Origin of the sequence: Mesorhizobium sp. M0184 (genome assembly GCF_040322215.1) — a bacterium.
Lineage (GTDB): Bacteria > Pseudomonadota > Alphaproteobacteria > Rhizobiales > Rhizobiaceae > Mesorhizobium.
In genome coordinates, this window is sequence record NZ_JAMYSZ010000001.1 from 221,020 (window position 1) to 235,981 (window position 14,962).

Consider the following 14,962-nt stretch of genomic DNA (forward strand, 5'->3'; position numbering starts at 1 on the left):
CACTGTGGGGTGCTGAATTGCGAATGCTGGCAGCGTATCGATGGCGGCGGTCGCCTATGGCTTGGTGGGCATGGCTTGGACAAAAGCCGCCATTTGGCGTTCGAGCGCTTTGAACGCGCTGCCGCGCCAGCTCTCGGCCATGGATGCCGATTTTGGATCAGGGAAGATTTCCTCTTCCCCTCGCGCCATGCCGTCCAGGATGCCTTTCGCAACGCTCTCCGCGGAGCTCTTCGGTATATCGGCGTCTCTGCTCATGTCGGTGTCTATGGGACCGGACAGGACTGCATGAACGCTCACGCCACGAGCGCCGGCGAGAGCACGTAGCGATTGCGTCATGGAAAACGCGGCGGCCTTCGACAGTGAGTAAGACGGAATAATCGGGAACGGAACGAGAGCCGCTTCCGACAGGATGTTGACCACGGCGCCGCGCGAATGCGTGAGCAGCGGCAGGAATGCGTGGGTTACGCCATGCACGCCGAGCAGGTTGACGGCGAGGTGTCGCTCGAGCGCAGCACGATCGCCAAGATCGTCGTAGAGCCCGATGCCGGCGTTGTTGATGAGAATGTCGAGAGACCCGATCCGCTCGACAGCCGCCCCAATCTGCACCGCATCGGTCACGTCCAGGATCAGCGGCGTGACGCGCCGATCCGCGTGTGCGAGCGGTTTGCGCGCGCCGGCATAGACCCGGTTCGCACCCCGCCTCAATATTTCCTCGACCAGCGCCTTGCCGAGGCCGCGATTGGTCCCGGTCACGAGAACGGCTTTGTTTGTGACTTCCATCGATTTCGGCATAGCGATCTCTCCTCCTCTTGCATGAATGCAAGCCATTCGTTCTTGCATCATGCAAGTAGGCTATGATTTTCTGTTCCCACGCTTGGACGCCGTCTCCCCCGTTGCATTGCTCCAGGGCAGCCGGCGCTATCGCCGGGCGAACCCTTGCAACTAGGACCCGACTTCCAATGTCGTGTAGGAGATCGGCGAAGGCCGCTCCAGGAAGGCACCGGTGATTGCCGAAACGAAATTCTTCGCGTCCGCCGAGCGTAGAAAAGCGTCGCGCTCCTGCTTCGATGCCCAGCGCTCGACGCAGATGGTAACGTTGGGCTCTGCCTCCGAGCGAAAGACGCTATAGTCGATGCACCCGCTTTGCTTGCGGGCCGCCCCCGCCACGTCCCGCAGGGCATTCCGCACCTTGCTTTCGATGCCGGGCTTCGCCGCTGCCGTCGTCATGACGATCATCCCGGCGCCATCGCCTGCCGCCTTGCGCTCGGCGGTGCGGGTATCCTCGTTTTGCGGCACAACCGTTGGGTTGGCGTTGTCTTCGCCCTTGTTGGGTTGCCCCTTGCCCGTCGAAATCAGGTCGCGGAGACTCGCGACATAGAAGCGCCACGAGTCATGGCAGACATCGTAGCATTCTTCACTCGGCTTCAGCCCGACATGGGTGAAACGCAGTTCGGTCCCCTTATCGGTCGGCGCGATCTCGAAGACCACGTCCGTGCCAGTCCACTCGGTCGCATCCTTGACGAAGTTGAAGTAGTTCTGAGCGACGTGCCAGACGACCTTCTTGCCGGGCACAAGCTCCGTGACCTTGAACGTGCCGCGGTGGATATCCTTGAAATGATAGTAGAATATCGCACCGAGCTTATTGGTATCGCCATCGATGTCTTCGGACCACCAGGCGCGCGGATTGACAACCGCGGCAAAAACCTCTTCGGGGCTTTGCTTAACGACGAATGACGTCGTGTAATCTTCTTCCTTTTTCATAACATATCTCCTGTCTGGATCTGATTGGTTGATGGACACCCGAAATCTCGGGCGATGAAGTGGAGCGACACTCTCTCGACCTCTGTCGCTTGCATCATGCAAGCACAATGCATACTTGCATGATGCAAGTCAATAGGGTATGTTCACACCATGCTTGGTCGTCTCTATGAAAAACAAAACTGCTCGGCCTCACGCGCCCTGGAACTGGTCGGCGAGCGCTGGAGCCTGTTGATCCTGCGCGACGCGATATTCGGCGGCTGCACGCGCTTTTCGCAATTCCAGAAGAGCCTGGGGATCGCCACCAACATCCTGGCCAAGCGCCTCGAGGATTTCGTCGAGGCCGGCCTGATGGACCGTCGCCCGGGTGCCGCCGGCGAGCAGGCCGACTACGTCCTGACCCGGAAGGGGCTGGAATTCAAAACGGTCATTATCGCGCTGACCGAGTGGGGCGACAAATGGGTGCGGCCCGGACCCATCGTCTACTGCGACCAATCCGACGGCAAGCCGGTCGAGGTGCAATTGCGTCGCGCCGGCAATGGCAAGCGGGCCGACTTCGCCGACGTCGTGGCGGCCCTGCGCTAGGCACGGCGGCGGCTCCGGCCCGCAGCACGATCCAAGACGAAGCTGTTTCGCATCGTGCCATAATGTTACCGCATAGCTCAACTCTCCAGATTGCTTGCGGCAATAGGCGAGGTGCAACCATTCAGTGGGTTGGACGATCCCACCCACGCCATTGGATTTAACAGGAAATGGCGTGGGAATTTTAGGAAATGGTGCCCCTAGCCGGGATCGAACCAGCACTCCTTGCGGAACTCGATTTTGAGTCGAGCGCGTCTACCAATTCCGCCATAGGGGCTCAGGCCGGGCGGCCTGGATGGGCGCGGACTATACGGCTGGAGGCCTGTTCGTCAACTGGCCAATTCCCGAGAACCTATCTAGCCCAAGCCTAGGCTTTCGATTTCGTCGATCGGAGGCTTCGGTCTAAAGTGGGCATCTCAGCCCGTTTGAACCCTTCTACCGCAACAGCGGCCACAGAATGCCGATGAATACCGACGCCCCATCCATGAGCCAATGCGCCGTCGCCAGCGGCAGGATGCGGCGCACGCGCAGGTACACGAGGGTGATGAATGTCGAATGCGCGATGGGTGCCAAGAGCCGGTAGAGCATGAAATGCGGGTCGAACGTCAGCGGCATCACCGCATGCTGAAACGACCAGGAAAACGCTACGACGGCAACGGCAAATCCCGTGCTTCCCGACAAGACTTGGAAACGCGGCAGAAGATAGCCGTTATAGGTGGTCTGCTCCGTAATGCCCCAGACCAACGGAAAGATCAGCACCCCGTAGAGCGCAGGCAAGAGCGGCAAAGGTCCGTATATTTGCGGTGCGTCAGGGTTGCCATAGACCAACAGGCTGCTGGCGGTGATCCCAACGTAGATGAAAACGAGGCTCGGGAGGATGAGCGCAACGCCCAACAACAGATCGCGCCCCAAGCGGTTGCGATCGAAACCGACCAAATCGAGCAACGTGATGCCCTCGCGCCGCGCAAGGCACCAAAGGAGTCCAAGGCAGCCCGCGTCGATCAAGCTGCCGTATACCGGCAGCCAAGCCCCTGCGTCGCGCCAGGGCGTCGCCGAACCGTGCGCAGCGTACACGGCCGCAACCAGGCCCTGCGCGGCAACAGCGAAAGCCGACCGCGCGAACAACATCAGGGCGGGGCCGGACCATGTCAGCGCGCCGGCAGATCGCCGCTCGAGAATGGCGGCACGGGAGTTCGGGATTATGGCTTCGCTCATGATCGATGAAGTTGGGATCGGCTTCCGAACGTTATGGTGGAAACGAGTTCAGCCAAGTCCGGTTTCCGGAGTGAAAGCAGAATGTATCGAGCCGGCCATGAGCAAAAACATCATCACCGAGGGCGGCTCACATCTCCTCGAGGGCGTCGGCAATATAGCCGCCGGTCTGAAGCTTCCACAGTCGGGCATAGAGCCCGTCGCGCTCCAGCAGCGCCGATGGTTTTCCCTCCTCGACGATGCGGCCTTTGTCGAGGACGACGATCCGGTCCATCCTGGCAATCGTCGACAGGCGATGGGCGATGGCGATCACAGTTTTGCCTTCCATCAGAAGAGCGAGCTTGTCCTGGACCGCCGCCTCGGCCTCGCTGTCCAATGCGGACGTCGCCTCATCGAGAACCAGGATTGGCGCGTCCTTGAGCAACACCCGGGCGATCGCGACGCGCTGACGCTGGCCGCCGGAAAGTTTCACCCCGCGGTCGCCGACGAAAGCGTCGTAGCCGGTGCGGCCTTCGCCATCTCTGAGATCGGCGATGAAGCCGTCGGCCTCGGCCAGCATCGCGGCGCGCTCCAACGCCTCCGGCGGGGCATCGGGCCGGCCATAACGGATGTTGTCGCCGACGGAGCGATGCAGCAGTGAGACGTCCTGGGTGACGACGCCGATGCTCTCCCGAAGGCTGGCCTGGGTCACGCTGCGGAGATCCTGCCCATCGATCAGGATCGCGCCGCCCTTCAGCTCGAAGAACCTCAGGAGCAGGCTGACAAGGGTCGACTTGCCGGCCCCGGAGAGGCCGACGAGCCCGACCTTCTCGCCGGCGCGCACGGTGAGAGACAGGTCTTCGATCACCCGTTGCCCCTCGCGGTATTCGAACTGGATGTTCTTGAACTCGACTTCGCCGGCCGTGACGTCGAGCGGCTTGGCGTTCGGCGCGTCTTTTATGGTCGGCGGCGTCGTCACGACCGGCATTGCGTCGCGGATCGTGCCCACCGCCTGGAAAATCTGCTGGCCCATCTGCAGGAAGGCACGGGAGTTGGCATTGAGCCGCTGCACGATGGCGATCGAAGCGGCGAACTGACCAACCGTGACGAAGCCGGCGACAAATCCCCAGAGCCCTATGGCAACGTTGGTGAGAAAGAGGGCAACGTTGAGCAGGACGACGCCCATATCGGTCGTCAGATAGATGCGCCTTTCGCGCTGCTGGGTCTCGATGGCGTTTTCCATCACGGTCCGCATCGCGCCCGCCTCGCTGTCTTCCGCCGCAAACAGCTTGACCATCTGAATGTTGCTGTAGAGGTCGGTCATGGCGCCGACCACGAGGCTTCGCCCCCGCGCCGAGCGGCGCGACCGCTCGGAATATTGGGGTACCGCCACCACCGCAATGGCGATGTTGGCGGAGATCCAGAGGAAAACCGGAAGCGCCAGCGGCCAGGACAACGCGCCAAGCAGAACGAGCGACCCGACGAGTTGCACCAGAAACAGCGGTATTCTGTAGAAGGCCACGACGATCTGCTGCTGCACGGCGGATGCGACTTGCGAAATGCGCGACGCCACCTGACCTGCGAAGAGGTCGTGGAAGAAGGCAAGATCCTGACGTTCCACCGCCTTGTGGCCCTGCCACTGCATCGCCGCCGGCATGCATACGGCCACCGTCTGCGAGTTCAGCGCATTGCCCACGAAGATGAGCAACGGCAGCACGGGGAAAACCAGCACGCCGAGCACGACCAGCGTCGGCCAGTCCTCCTGCAGGAAAACCGCCGCGCCCTTCGCGCTCACCCCATCGACGACGAACGAGGCCCCCCAAATCGTCGCAAGGTTGATCCCCTCGACCGCCATCATCAGGACGGTAATGGCCGCAAGGGTGCCGCGGAACATCCGCGCAAAATGCAGGAGCAGTGCAAACGGCCCGCTCGCAGGCAGCGGCGCGGGTGGAATATCCAGCGGGCGGATGAGCTTTTCAAAAGGGCGATAAATGAAATCAGACAACGACATGGCGCAAAGGGCGAAGCAGGGAGAGAGGATGCGACAGGAATCGCCGGTATTTAAACACGGATCGTGTTCGACCGGAAAACCCACGATGTAATTGGAAACTGCCTTGACGCACTTCAGCGGGCAAGTGTTCGACGCCATGGCCTGTTCGTCAACTGGCCAATTCCCGAAATCTGGGCTCGCTCAAGCCTCAGCCTTTCGATTTCGTGAAGCAGCTGCCATTGTGCAGCGCGGAAAATCTTTCTAGACAGGCGGCGCATGTCATTGAAGCGCACCTTGTCCGACGAGGTTGATGCGGGGCGCTTCCAAGTCTTGTTTGTACATGTCGTGATCCCAAGACCGCTTCTGGTTTGGGCGTGCATTAGGAGTGCCGATGCTTCGCGGACTTTACGACTGGACCTTGTCGCTGGCGGCGAGCAAATCCGCCGAATGGTGGCTGGCCTTCATCGCCTTCGTCGAGAGCTCGGTGTTCCTGGTGCCGGCCGACGTCCTCTATCTGCCGATGGCGCTGTCGCGGCCGGATCGCGCCTATCGTTACGCGCTGGTCGCCACCGTTGCCTCGGTGCTGGGCGGCATCGCCGGCTGGTTCATCGGCCATTATGCCTATGATGCGGTGGCGCGGCCGATCCTCGAATTTTATGGCAAATATGACGAGTTCGAGGCGATGCGCGTCTCATCGGGTGTCGGCTTCATCATCCTGATGCTGGTCACCTCCGGCCTCGCCCATCTGCCGCCGATCAAGGTTGTGACGATCCTGTCGGGCGTCATCGGTGTTCCTTTGCTGCTGTTCATCGTGCTGGCAATCGTGGCGCGCGGTGCTCGCTTCCTGTTTCTCGCGTGGCTCTTGCGCCGCTATGGCGAGCCGATCCGCCACTTCATCGAAAAGCGCCTCGGCCAGATTGCAGGCGCCGCCGCCGCTGCCCTGATTTTGCTCTATATCGTCGTCAAATACGCCGTCTGAACGGCATCGAACCGAATGGACTGAGTCCGATGACAGCGACCGTGAATGCCGATACCGGACGCCAGCGGCTGCGCACCGCCCTGTTCCTCGCTGTCGCCATGGCCGCCACGGTCGGCTCGGCGCTGGCCTTCCAGTATCTCGGCGGCTACATCCCCTGCAAGCTCTGCCTCGAGCAGCGCACGCCTTACTACGTCGGCGTGCCCTTGATGCTGCTGGCGGTGCTTGCGTCGGCTCTTCAGGCGCCAGCCTGGGTAAGCCGTGGCCTGCTGGCCATTGGCGGCCTGCTGATGCTCTACGGCGGCTATCTCGGCGTTTATCACTCCGGCGTCGAATGGGCGTGGTGGCCAGGCCCGACCGATTGCACCGCAGCCGCCGGGCCGGTGGACACCGGCGGCAAGGGCGTGCTCGATGCGCTCGACAAATTCGTCCCGCCCTCCTGCGACAAGGCGGCGCTCCGCATCCTCGGCCTGTCGCTGGCCGGCTGGAACGTCATCGCCAGCTTTGTCCTGGCAGTCGTAGCCTTCCGCAGCGCCTTCGCCCGCGACTGATCGGCACAACGCAGAGTTCGTCCAGAAATTCGTCAGGCCGGAGTGCATGACGTGGCTTTCGAGAACCGGAGCGGAGCGTACTAAAGTACGTGAGCACCGGAAGCGCAGAAAGCTGCGTCAGGCGACCGGCATGGCGGATTTCTGCCGAACTCTATGGTTCGAGTTCGACATCCCAGTACAGATAATCCATCCAGCTTTCGTGTAGATGGTTGGGCGGGAACAGCCGGCCGTTATTATGCAAATCATGCACCGTCGGCTGGTAGGGCTTCTGCAGCGGCCACATCTTGGCGTGGGCCGGCATCATGCCGCCCTTCCTCAGATTGCAGGGCGAGCAGGCAGCGACGACATTCTCCCAGGTCGTGGCGCCGCCGCGATGGCGAGGAATGACATGGTCGAACGTCAGATCGTCCGGCGTGCCGCAATATTGGCATTGGAAACGGTCACGCAGGAAGACGTTGAAACGGGTAAACGCCGGATGCCTCGACGGCTTCACGTAAGCCTTCAGGCTGACGACGCTCGGCAGCTTCATCGAAAAGGTCGGTGAAGAGACGGCGTGTTCGTATTCGGCGACGATGTTCACCCTCTCGAGGAACACCGCCTTGATGGCATCCTGCCAGGACCAGAGCGACAGGGGGTAATAGCTGAGCGGACGGTAATCCGCATTCAGCACCAGCGCTGGAAGCCCATCCGGAGATACGGCAACCGTCACGTCGTTGACCTCCTTCACCCTAGAACCGGTCGACGCGGATACTGTAAGCCCGACATGACAGGGATGTGAAGCGGATTGTCGATCATGCCGGGTCTCAAAAACGCATGATTTCAATGCTTTTTTGCGGATTCAGGCCGGAGGCGCGGCATCCCTGCCCTTCAATTCGCGATAATAAGCCCAGAAAAGCCGCGATGCGACACCGCGCCACGGGCTCCATGATTCGGCAAGCCGGATCAGCATTTTCTCCGGCGGACGCGGGTCGATGCCGAGCGCATGGCCGACCGCGCTCTGCAATGCAACGTCGCGCGCCGGAAAGATATCTGGGTGTCCGGCGGCAAACAAAAGGTAGACTTCAGCCGTCCACGAGCCGATGCCCGGCACCTTGGTCATGGCCGCGATCGCCTCGCTTGCATCGAGCCGGCACAGGTGATCGAGGTCGAGTCCCTCGGCCACCGCCCGGGCGACGGCAACCAGGCCGCGCTGCTTGGGCCGCGACAGCCCGGCCTCGCGGAAGATCGCCTCGTCGGCGGCAAGTATCGCCTGCGGCGTCAGCGGATCGAGCAGTCTCGTCAGCCGGCCGAAGATGGCGTCGGCGCTCGCGCGGGACACTTGTTGCGAAACGACGATGGAAGCAAGGCTCCTGAACCCCGGCTCCGACAGCCTGAGCGGCACCTCGCCGGCCATGCCGCGCACTTTTTCCAGGCGTGGGTCGAGTAAGCATAGCCTATCCAGCCCTTGCGCAATGTCGTCGAGACTGGCGATGCGTTGCATACTGCTTGTTCCAAAATCAAAAGTGCCGCACGCTTCGTCACGTGTCCCTCTGGACGCGCGACGCCACCGGCGCAAAGTAGCAATTGGCGAAAGCGCCACACAACCCGATTGCCGCCGGACAATGACACTGCTGACATTCCGCTTCGCGCCGAGCCCGAACGGCGAACTGCATCTCGGCCATGCCTATTCGGCGCTGCTCAATCAGAAATTGGCAAAGGCGGCGGGCGGACGCCTGCTGCTGCGCATCGAGGATATCGACACGACGCGCTGCACGCCGGAATTCGAGGCAGGCATTTTTCGCGACCTGAAATGGCTGGGGCTTGGCTGGGAGGAACCGGTGCGCCGCCAGTCCGAGCATTTTGCCGAATATCGGGCGATGCTCGAGCGGCTGATCAGGGAAGAACTTGTCTACCCGGCCTTCATGAGCAGAAGTGAGATCCGCGCCTTTATCGCCGACAGCGAGAAGCGTGGCCGCGACTGGCCGCGCGACCCGGACGGCGTGCCTCTCTATCCGGCCGCCGACAAGGCGTTGACAGCGAGCGAACGCAAGCGGCGCGTCGCCGAAAATGTGCCATTTGCCTGGCGGCTGGACGTCGATGCTGCAATAGCGCGCGCCGGCAAGGACCTGTCATGGGCCGAATACACGGACGAGACGCTCTCCGCGACGCGTCGTGTCGAAGCCCATCCGCAGGATTGGGGCGACGTGGTCGTGGCGCGCCGCGAAATCCCGACCAGTTATCACCTCGCCGTCACCATGGACGACGCGCTGCAGGGCGTCAGCCATGTCGTGCGCGGCCAGGACCTTTATTCCGCGACCAGCGTGCAGCGGCTGCTTCAGCAACTGCTTGGCCTGCCGCAGCCGGCCTATTTTCACCATCGCCTGATCCTCGGCCCGGACGGACGAAAACTGTCGAAGAGCCTTGGCGATACCGGCCTTGCCGCCCAGCGTAAGGCGGGCGCATCGCCCGCCGATCTCAAGCGGCTGGTCGGTCTCTAGACTAGACCGGTGAGCTCGCGGCCATCAACGGCGCTCCTTCAATTCAAATGACTCTATGGATCAACCGTTTGGTTTTGCTTGCCGGCCCGAACGGCATTAAGCAGTCGCCGCAGTCGATCCCTCACCCGAATTCATCGCGGCCTCCGGAAATGCACAGCCTCAAGCGGTTCATCCCCGCCTCTTTCGTCGTCCTGTGGGCGACCGGCTTCATCGGCGCGCGCTATGCCATGCCGTGGGCGGAGCCCTTTACGTTCCTGGCCGCGCGCTTTGTCCTGGCCGCAATCCTGCTTGTCGCTTTGATGGCCGCACTTGGTTCGAGCCGCGCCACCCGCGATGAGGCGCTGCACGCGACCGGTGCCGGCATCCTGATGCATGGCATCTATCTCGGCGGCGTGTTCTGGGCAATCCACCGGGGCATGCCCGCCGGACTTTCAGCCCTGATCGTCGGCCTGCAGCCGCTGATCACGGCAGTGCTCGCCGGCCGGCTTCTCGGCGAGGCCATCCTGCCGCGCCACTGGGCCGGTCTCGGCCTCGGGTTGATCGGCGTGGTGATCGTGCTTTGGCCGAAGCTCGGTGCGCTCGGCGGCGGCGTGACGGCCGAGACACTGGGCGCCTCGCTGGTCTCGGTACTCGGCATGAGCGCCGGCACCATCTGGCAGAAGCGCTTTGCTTCCGGCGGCGATCTGGTGGCTGCCACGTTCTGGCAATATGTCGGCGGCGCATCGGTGATGGCTCTGGCCTCGCTCGCCTTCGAGACCCGAACGGTCATCGTCAACGGCGAACTGATCTTCGCCATGGCCTGGCTCGTGCTGGTGCTATCGATCGGCGCCATCTTCCTGTTGATGGTGATGATCCGCGACGGCGAGATGTCGAAGGTCGCCTCGCTGTTTTACCTCGTGCCGGCTGTCACCGCGGTCATCGCCTGGGCATTGTTCGGTGAGCACTTGAGCCCGCTCCAGATCGCCGGCATGGCGATCGCGACGCTCGGCGTCGGGCTGGCGACGGCTCAGCCGCCGACGCGGGCACGCGCCTCTAAATAGCGGCTGATCGCGGCGTTGAGCTCGCCACCGAGGATGAAGATCGCTGAGACGATATAGAGGAACACGACGGCGATCATGATCGAGGCGAGGCCGGCATAGGTCGTCACATAGGACGAGAAATGATCGAGATAGGCGGCGAAGATGGTCGACCCGATGAGCCAGCCGACCAGCGTGAAGATGATGCCAGGCACGATCGAAACGAAGCGGCGCTTGCCGGCCGGCAACCAGAAATGCACGGCGAACAGGCCGCCGATGATGACTACCGAGGCGATGACGTAACGCCACAGCGTGATCGTGCCCATATAGGGTTTTATCCATTCGAAATGCGACTCGGCCAGCCGTGCCAGCAATGGCGCGAAGACCAGCAGCACGCTGATGGCCAAAAACCCGGCCGTCGCGATCAGCACGAAGATGATGCTCTGCACCCGCCGGTAGATGATGCCGCGCGTTTCCGAGACACGATAGGCCCGGTTGAGCGAGGTGCGCAGCGCCTCGATGCCGTTAGAGGCGAAATATCCGGCAAGCACGATACCGTAGGTCAACAGGTCACTGCGCCGGACGGTAAGCACGTTGAGCACCTCGCGCGCGATCGGTTTGGCGATCTGCTCGGGCCATGTGTCGAACACAAGGTGCACGGCGGTGTCGGCGAAAGCCTGCGCGCCGAAAAAACTCGCCAGCGTCGTGGCGAAGATCAGGAAAGGAAAAAGCGCCATCAGCGCGGTGATCGCCAGATGGCTGGCCATTGCCCAGCCGTCGTCGGTGTTGAAATGGCCGAGCGCGTCGTAGAGGACGCGTTTGAGGGCTACGATCTTCCGCAACAAGAACCGCGTTCCCTTCGATTGTCCCGACGCCGCGAATATGGGAAGGGTTTGCGGTAAATGACAACCCTAGGTCAAACCACCATTCCTCCCGGAGAAGAGTTGCGCACCATCATTGTCACAGGTGCCTCTTCCGGTATAGGCGCCTATTGCGCCCATGCTCTTAAGAAGGAAGGCTGGCGGGTGTTCGCGACGGCCCGAAAGCCCGAAGACATCGCTGCGCTCGAGGCCGACGGCATCGAGGCCTTTTATCTGGACTACACCGAGCCCGGATCGATCGAGGCGCTGGTGGCGTCGGTGCTGGAACGGACCGGCGGCCGGCTCGATGCGCTCTTCAACAATGGCGCCTACGGACAGCCCGGCGCCGTCGAGGACCTGCCGGTCGAGGCTTTACGGCAGCAGTTCGAGGCCAATGTCTTTGGCTGGCATGACCTCACTCGCCGTGTCGTACCGGTGATGCGCCGCCAAGGCCATGGTCGTCTCGTTCATTGCTCGTCGATCCTCGGCCTGGCGCCGGTGCCTTTTCGCGGCGCCTACTCGGCATCGAAGCACGCTATCGAAGGGCTGATGCTGTCCCTCTACCAAGAACTCCTCGGCAGCGGAATCCATGTTTCGCTGATCGAGCCCGGGCCGGTGAAATCGAAGATCGCCAGCAACAGCCTTGTGTGGTTCCTGGCAAATATCGATCACGAGAAGTCCGTTCATCGCCTCGCCTATGCGGCGCAACTCAAACGGCTGCGGGCCGGCGGCAGCACATCGCGGCTGAAGCCCGGGCCGGAGGTGGTTTATTCCGCCTTGCATCATGCGCTTCTGTCGCGGCGCCCGCGCCCGCATTATGTGGTAACTGTGCCGGCCCGGATCGGCGCGATCCTTAAACGCATCCTGCCGTCATCGGCACTCTACCGTCTGCTCGCCAAACGCGCCTGAATGCAATCCAACTGGAACACACCATGGCAACCGTCTTCAACATCCTCGCCGTTCTCGTTATGGTCGCCGTGGTGATCGTACTGATCCGCGGCCTCATCAACATGATGCGCGGCGGCTCCAGCATGACCTCCAACAAACTGATGCAGACGCGCGTGCTCTTGCAGTTCGTGGCCTTGGTGCTGATCATGCTGGCGGTGTATTTCACCCGTAAGTGACGCAGCAGCCACCAGCCGGGAGGTAACCCGTGGTCAAGCTCAACAAGATCTACACCCGCACTGGCGACGATGGCACCACAGGCCTCGGCTCTGGCGAGCGGCGGCTGAAATCCGACCTTCGCATCGACGCCTACGGCACGGTCGACGAGGCCAATGCCTGCATCGGCATGGCCCGCATTCATACCGCGGCAGTAAATCCGGCGATCGATGCGATGCTCGGCCGCATCCAGAACGACCTTTTCGATCTCGGCGCCGATCTGGCGGTCCCCGATAATGGCAAGCCGCTCGACTACGAGCCGTTGCGCATCATCGCCTCGCAGACCGACCGCATCGAACAGGATATCGATCTCCTCAACAAGGACCTTGAGCCGCTCAAATCCTTCGTGCTCAACGGCGGTACGCCGGCAGCGGCTGCCCTTCACCTCGCCCGCACGGTGGCCCGCCGCGCCGAGCGCATCATGGTGGCGCTGTCGCAAGACCCGGACGAGCACGTCAACCGCGAGGCGATAAGATACATCAACCGTGTCTCGGACTTTCTGTTCGTCGCCGCACGCGCGGTCAATGACAACGGAAATGCCGACGTGCTATGGGTTCCCGGCAAGAACCGCTGAATCTGCCGGGTCATCCACGATCTTCAGGTTTTGGAAGCGGGAGAGGCCTGATGTTTATCCCGCTTTACGACACCAACCGGCTGCGGCACATCAAGCTGCAATATGTGACGATCAGCCTGATCGCGCTCAACGTGCTGATCTACTTTGTCACCACACTGGGCGGCGAGGATTTCGCCAACGCCGCGGTGCTGGGCCTCGGTTTCATCCCGTCGGTTGTGCATGACAGCGTCGAGCTCGCTCCGCAATTTGTCGTCATTCCGGAGAGCCTGAGCTATCTGACCTATTCCTTCCTGCACGCGGATATCTTCCACCTCGGCGGCAACATGCTGTTCCTGTGGGTGTTCGGCGACAATGTCGAGGATGCACTCGGCCATGTCCGCTACCTCGTCTTCTACCTGCTTTGCGCCATCGCCGGCGCTTTCTTCCAGGGTCTGGTTGCCTGGGATTCGCAGGTGCCGCTGATTGGCGCGTCGGGCGCCATCGCCGGTGTGGTCGCCGCCTATCTGATCCTTTATCCGCGGGTGAAGGTATGGGTGCTGGTCTTCGCGCGCATCCCGTTGCGCATCCCGGCCTTCATCCCGCTGATCCTGTGGATTCTGTTCCAGATCTTCATGTTCGCCCAGGGGGGCGAGGATCAGGTTTCCTGGGCCTGCCATATCGGCGGCATCATCGCTGGAGCCGTGCTGGTGCTTGTCTTGCGCAGCCGTGGCGTACCGCTACTCGCCGGCGCAGACGAGGAGCCGGCCGTGGTCGCCGGTCCGGTGCCCGTAGCCGTGGAGCCGGCGCCAAGCGACCCACAACCTGCGCAGCCGGCGCCGCGCTGGGGCCGGGGGACCGTTTCCGGTCCGGACTGAACCGATTTGAGTGCTTCGCCGAGCATCCGAGTGCGCCCCGGATATTGACGCGCGGGGTCGCCGCAACTACGGAAGCGCCACCCTACTGGCGTGGCGAAGACCAGAATTCCGTCCGGAATGTCGGCTTTCGACAACTCTGAAGAGGTGCACGCTGCTATAGCGCGCCCGACGAGCGTGAAGAGACTATCGTGAAAGAGGTGACAGGCAAATGAAGATCCTTGTGCCCGTGAAGCGGGTTGTGGATGCGAACGTCAAGGTCCGGGTGAAGGCGGACGGTTCGGCGGTGGAACTCGCCAACGTCAAGATGGCGATGAACCCGTTCGACGAGATTGCGGTCGAAGAGGCGATCCGGCTGAAGGAAACTGGCAAGGCCGAAGAGATCATCGTCGTGTCGATCGGGCCGCAGCAGGCACAGGAGACCTTGCGCACGGCGCTCGCCATGGGCGCCGACCGCGCCATCCTGGTCAAGACCGACGAGCAGACCGAGCCGCTGGGCGTCGCCAAGGTGCTGAAGGGCGTCGTCGAGGCAGAACAGCCCGGCCTTGTCATTCTCGGCAAGCAGGCGATCGACGACGATTCCAACCAGACCGGCCAGATGCTGGCCGCACTTCTCGGCTGGGCGCAGGGCACCTTCGCCTCCAAGATCGTGCTCGACGGTGACAAGGCCACGGTGACGCGCGAGGTCGATGGCGGCCTGCAGACGCTGGAACTGAAGATGCCGGCGATCGTCACGGCCGATTTGCGGCTGAACCAGCCACGCTACGCGTCTCTGCCCAACATCATGAAGGCCAAGAAGAAGCCGCTCGACGAGAAGAGCCCTGCCGATTACGGCGCCGACGTCAAGCCGCGGCTTAAAGTGATCAAGACCGAGGAGCCGGGCGGCCGCAAGGCGGGCGTCAAGGTCAAGAGCGTCGCCGAACTGTTAGACAAGCTGAAAAACGAAGCCGGCGTGCTGTAAGGCCAGGAAGGGAT

Annotated in this window: 17 protein-coding genes and 1 tRNA gene; 10 read left to right on the forward strand and 8 right to left on the reverse strand. The window is 62.2% G+C overall.

Annotated elements, in window-relative coordinates; translation table 11 throughout:
• Window positions 1-54 precede the first annotated feature (54 nt).
• Complete coding sequence (locus NKJ23_RS01105) at window positions 55-792, reverse strand: SDR family NAD(P)-dependent oxidoreductase (RefSeq protein WP_352677725.1); 738 nt, start codon at window positions 790-792, stop codon at window positions 55-57.
• A gap of 150 nt (window positions 793-942) precedes the next feature.
• Window positions 943-1,761 (reverse strand): antibiotic biosynthesis monooxygenase, encoded by an 819-nt coding sequence (locus tag NKJ23_RS01110; RefSeq protein ID WP_352677727.1) that lies wholly within the window; start codon window positions 1,759-1,761, stop codon window positions 943-945.
• Window positions 1,762-1,911: 150 nt separating this feature from the next.
• Here NKJ23_RS01110 and NKJ23_RS01115 point away from each other — a divergent pair, with 150 nt between their 5' ends.
• Window positions 1,912-2,343 (forward strand): winged helix-turn-helix transcriptional regulator, encoded by a 432-nt coding sequence (locus tag NKJ23_RS01115; RefSeq protein ID WP_352456668.1) that lies wholly within the window; start codon window positions 1,912-1,914, stop codon window positions 2,341-2,343.
• Window positions 2,344-2,532: 189 nt separating this feature from the next.
• Here NKJ23_RS01115 and NKJ23_RS01120 read toward each other — a convergent pair.
• The 3 genes from NKJ23_RS01120 to NKJ23_RS01130 form a co-directional block, all read right to left on the reverse strand.
• Window positions 2,533-2,617 (reverse strand) — tRNA-Leu (locus NKJ23_RS01120).
• Between the two features lie 158 nt (window positions 2,618-2,775).
• Window positions 2,776-3,555 (reverse strand): CPBP family glutamic-type intramembrane protease, encoded by a 780-nt coding sequence (locus NKJ23_RS01125; protein WP_352577190.1) that lies wholly within the window; start codon window positions 3,553-3,555, stop codon window positions 2,776-2,778.
• Window positions 3,556-3,682: 127 nt separating this feature from the next.
• Window positions 3,683-5,542, reverse strand: coding sequence for an ABC transporter ATP-binding protein (locus NKJ23_RS01130; protein WP_352634002.1), 1,860 nt, complete (start codon window positions 5,540-5,542; stop codon window positions 3,683-3,685).
• Window positions 5,543-5,912: 370 nt separating this feature from the next.
• On the opposite strand from NKJ23_RS01130, the gene NKJ23_RS01135 reads away from it, so the two are divergent.
• Window positions 5,913-6,500 (forward strand): YqaA family protein, encoded by a 588-nt coding sequence (locus NKJ23_RS01135; RefSeq protein WP_023677958.1) that lies wholly within the window; start codon window positions 5,913-5,915, stop codon window positions 6,498-6,500.
• 29 nt (window positions 6,501-6,529) lie between these two features.
• On the forward strand, window positions 6,530-7,048 hold the full coding sequence (locus NKJ23_RS01140; protein WP_352677729.1) for a disulfide bond formation protein B: 519 nt from the start codon (window positions 6,530-6,532) through the stop codon (window positions 7,046-7,048).
• Between the two features lie 151 nt (window positions 7,049-7,199).
• On the opposite strand, the gene NKJ23_RS01145 is transcribed toward NKJ23_RS01140, so the two are convergent.
• Entirely contained in the window at window positions 7,200-7,757 is a 558-nt protein-coding gene (locus tag NKJ23_RS01145) for an HNH endonuclease (protein WP_023677956.1), read from the reverse strand.
• Window positions 7,758-7,886: 129 nt separating this feature from the next.
• Window positions 7,887-8,528, reverse strand: a complete 642-nt coding sequence (locus tag NKJ23_RS01150) for a DNA-3-methyladenine glycosylase family protein (RefSeq protein ID WP_023677955.1) — start codon at window positions 8,526-8,528, stop codon at window positions 7,887-7,889.
• Between the two features lie 121 nt (window positions 8,529-8,649).
• Between NKJ23_RS01150 and gluQRS the strand changes: the two genes are divergently transcribed.
• Both gluQRS and NKJ23_RS01160 read left to right on the forward strand, forming a co-directional pair.
• The gene (gene gluQRS / locus NKJ23_RS01155) at window positions 8,650-9,525 is read left to right on the forward strand and encodes a tRNA glutamyl-Q(34) synthetase GluQRS (protein WP_352677730.1); all 876 of its coding nucleotides are present in this window, start codon (window positions 8,650-8,652) and stop codon (window positions 9,523-9,525) included.
• A 149-nt stretch (window positions 9,526-9,674) separates the two neighbouring features.
• Window positions 9,675-10,565: a DMT family transporter gene (locus tag NKJ23_RS01160; protein WP_023677953.1), complete on the forward strand. Its 891-nt coding sequence runs from the start codon at window positions 9,675-9,677 to the stop codon at window positions 10,563-10,565.
• On the opposite strand, the gene NKJ23_RS01165 is transcribed toward NKJ23_RS01160, so the two are convergent.
• A complete protein-coding gene (locus tag NKJ23_RS01165; RefSeq protein WP_292656768.1) occupies window positions 10,532-11,386 on the reverse strand; it encodes a YihY/virulence factor BrkB family protein in 855 nt (284 codons plus the stop codon). The genes NKJ23_RS01160 and NKJ23_RS01165 overlap by 34 nt on opposite strands.
• 57 nt (window positions 11,387-11,443) lie before the next feature.
• Between NKJ23_RS01165 and NKJ23_RS01170 the strand changes: the two genes are divergently transcribed.
• The 5 genes from NKJ23_RS01170 (at window position 11,444) to NKJ23_RS01190 (ending at window position 14,948) form a co-directional block, all read left to right on the forward strand.
• Window positions 11,444-12,310 (forward strand): SDR family oxidoreductase, encoded by an 867-nt coding sequence (locus NKJ23_RS01170; RefSeq protein WP_084641268.1) that lies wholly within the window; start codon window positions 11,444-11,446, stop codon window positions 12,308-12,310.
• A 23-nt stretch (window positions 12,311-12,333) separates the two neighbouring features.
• Window positions 12,334-12,525, forward strand: a complete 192-nt coding sequence (locus tag NKJ23_RS01175; RefSeq protein WP_023677950.1) for a twin transmembrane helix small protein — start codon at window positions 12,334-12,336, stop codon at window positions 12,523-12,525.
• Window positions 12,526-12,554: 29 nt separating this feature from the next.
• Complete coding sequence (locus NKJ23_RS01180; RefSeq protein ID WP_023677949.1) at window positions 12,555-13,136, forward strand: cob(I)yrinic acid a,c-diamide adenosyltransferase; 582 nt, start codon at window positions 12,555-12,557, stop codon at window positions 13,134-13,136.
• A gap of 50 nt (window positions 13,137-13,186) precedes the next feature.
• The gene (locus NKJ23_RS01185) at window positions 13,187-13,990 is read left to right on the forward strand and encodes a rhomboid family intramembrane serine protease (protein ID WP_352456677.1); all 804 of its coding nucleotides are present in this window, start codon (window positions 13,187-13,189) and stop codon (window positions 13,988-13,990) included.
• 208 nt (window positions 13,991-14,198) lie between these two features.
• A complete protein-coding gene (locus tag NKJ23_RS01190) occupies window positions 14,199-14,948 on the forward strand; it encodes an electron transfer flavoprotein subunit beta/FixA family protein (RefSeq protein WP_352677731.1) in 750 nt (249 codons plus the stop codon).
• Window positions 14,949-14,962 lie beyond the last annotated feature (14 nt).

Excerpts from the sequence above, each read along its gene's own strand:
- gluQRS (WP_352677730.1), top strand. The coding sequence starts at position 8,650 with ATGACACTGCTGACATTCCGCTTCGCGCCGAGCCCGAACGGCGAACTG.
- NKJ23_RS01140 (WP_352677729.1), top strand. The coding sequence starts at position 6,530 with ATGACAGCGACCGTGAATGCCGATACCGGACGCCAGCGGCTGCGCACC.
- NKJ23_RS01160 (WP_023677953.1), top strand. The coding sequence starts at position 9,675 with ATGCACAGCCTCAAGCGGTTCATCCCCGCCTCTTTCGTCGTCCTGTGG.
- NKJ23_RS01110 (WP_352677727.1), bottom strand. The coding sequence starts at position 1,761 with ATGAAAAAGGAAGAAGATTACACGACGTCATTCGTCGTTAAGCAAAGC.
- NKJ23_RS01125 (WP_352577190.1), bottom strand. The coding sequence starts at position 3,555 with ATGAGCGAAGCCATAATCCCGAACTCCCGTGCCGCCATTCTCGAGCGG.
- NKJ23_RS01105 (WP_352677725.1), bottom strand. The coding sequence starts at position 792 with ATGCCGAAATCGATGGAAGTCACAAACAAAGCCGTTCTCGTGACCGGG.
- NKJ23_RS01130 (WP_352634002.1), bottom strand. The coding sequence starts at position 5,542 with ATGTCGTTGTCTGATTTCATTTATCGCCCTTTTGAAAAGCTCATCCGC.
- NKJ23_RS01150 (WP_023677955.1), bottom strand. The coding sequence starts at position 8,528 with ATGCAACGCATCGCCAGTCTCGACGACATTGCGCAAGGGCTGGATAGG.
- NKJ23_RS01190 (WP_352677731.1), top strand. The coding sequence starts at position 14,199 with ATGAAGATCCTTGTGCCCGTGAAGCGGGTTGTGGATGCGAACGTCAAG.
- NKJ23_RS01185 (WP_352456677.1), top strand. The coding sequence starts at position 13,187 with ATGTTTATCCCGCTTTACGACACCAACCGGCTGCGGCACATCAAGCTG.
- NKJ23_RS01175 (WP_023677950.1), top strand. The coding sequence starts at position 12,334 with ATGGCAACCGTCTTCAACATCCTCGCCGTTCTCGTTATGGTCGCCGTG.
- NKJ23_RS01170 (WP_084641268.1), top strand. The coding sequence starts at position 11,444 with ATGACAACCCTAGGTCAAACCACCATTCCTCCCGGAGAAGAGTTGCGC.
- NKJ23_RS01135 (WP_023677958.1), top strand. The coding sequence starts at position 5,913 with ATGCTTCGCGGACTTTACGACTGGACCTTGTCGCTGGCGGCGAGCAAA.
- NKJ23_RS01115 (WP_352456668.1), top strand. The coding sequence starts at position 1,912 with ATGCTTGGTCGTCTCTATGAAAAACAAAACTGCTCGGCCTCACGCGCC.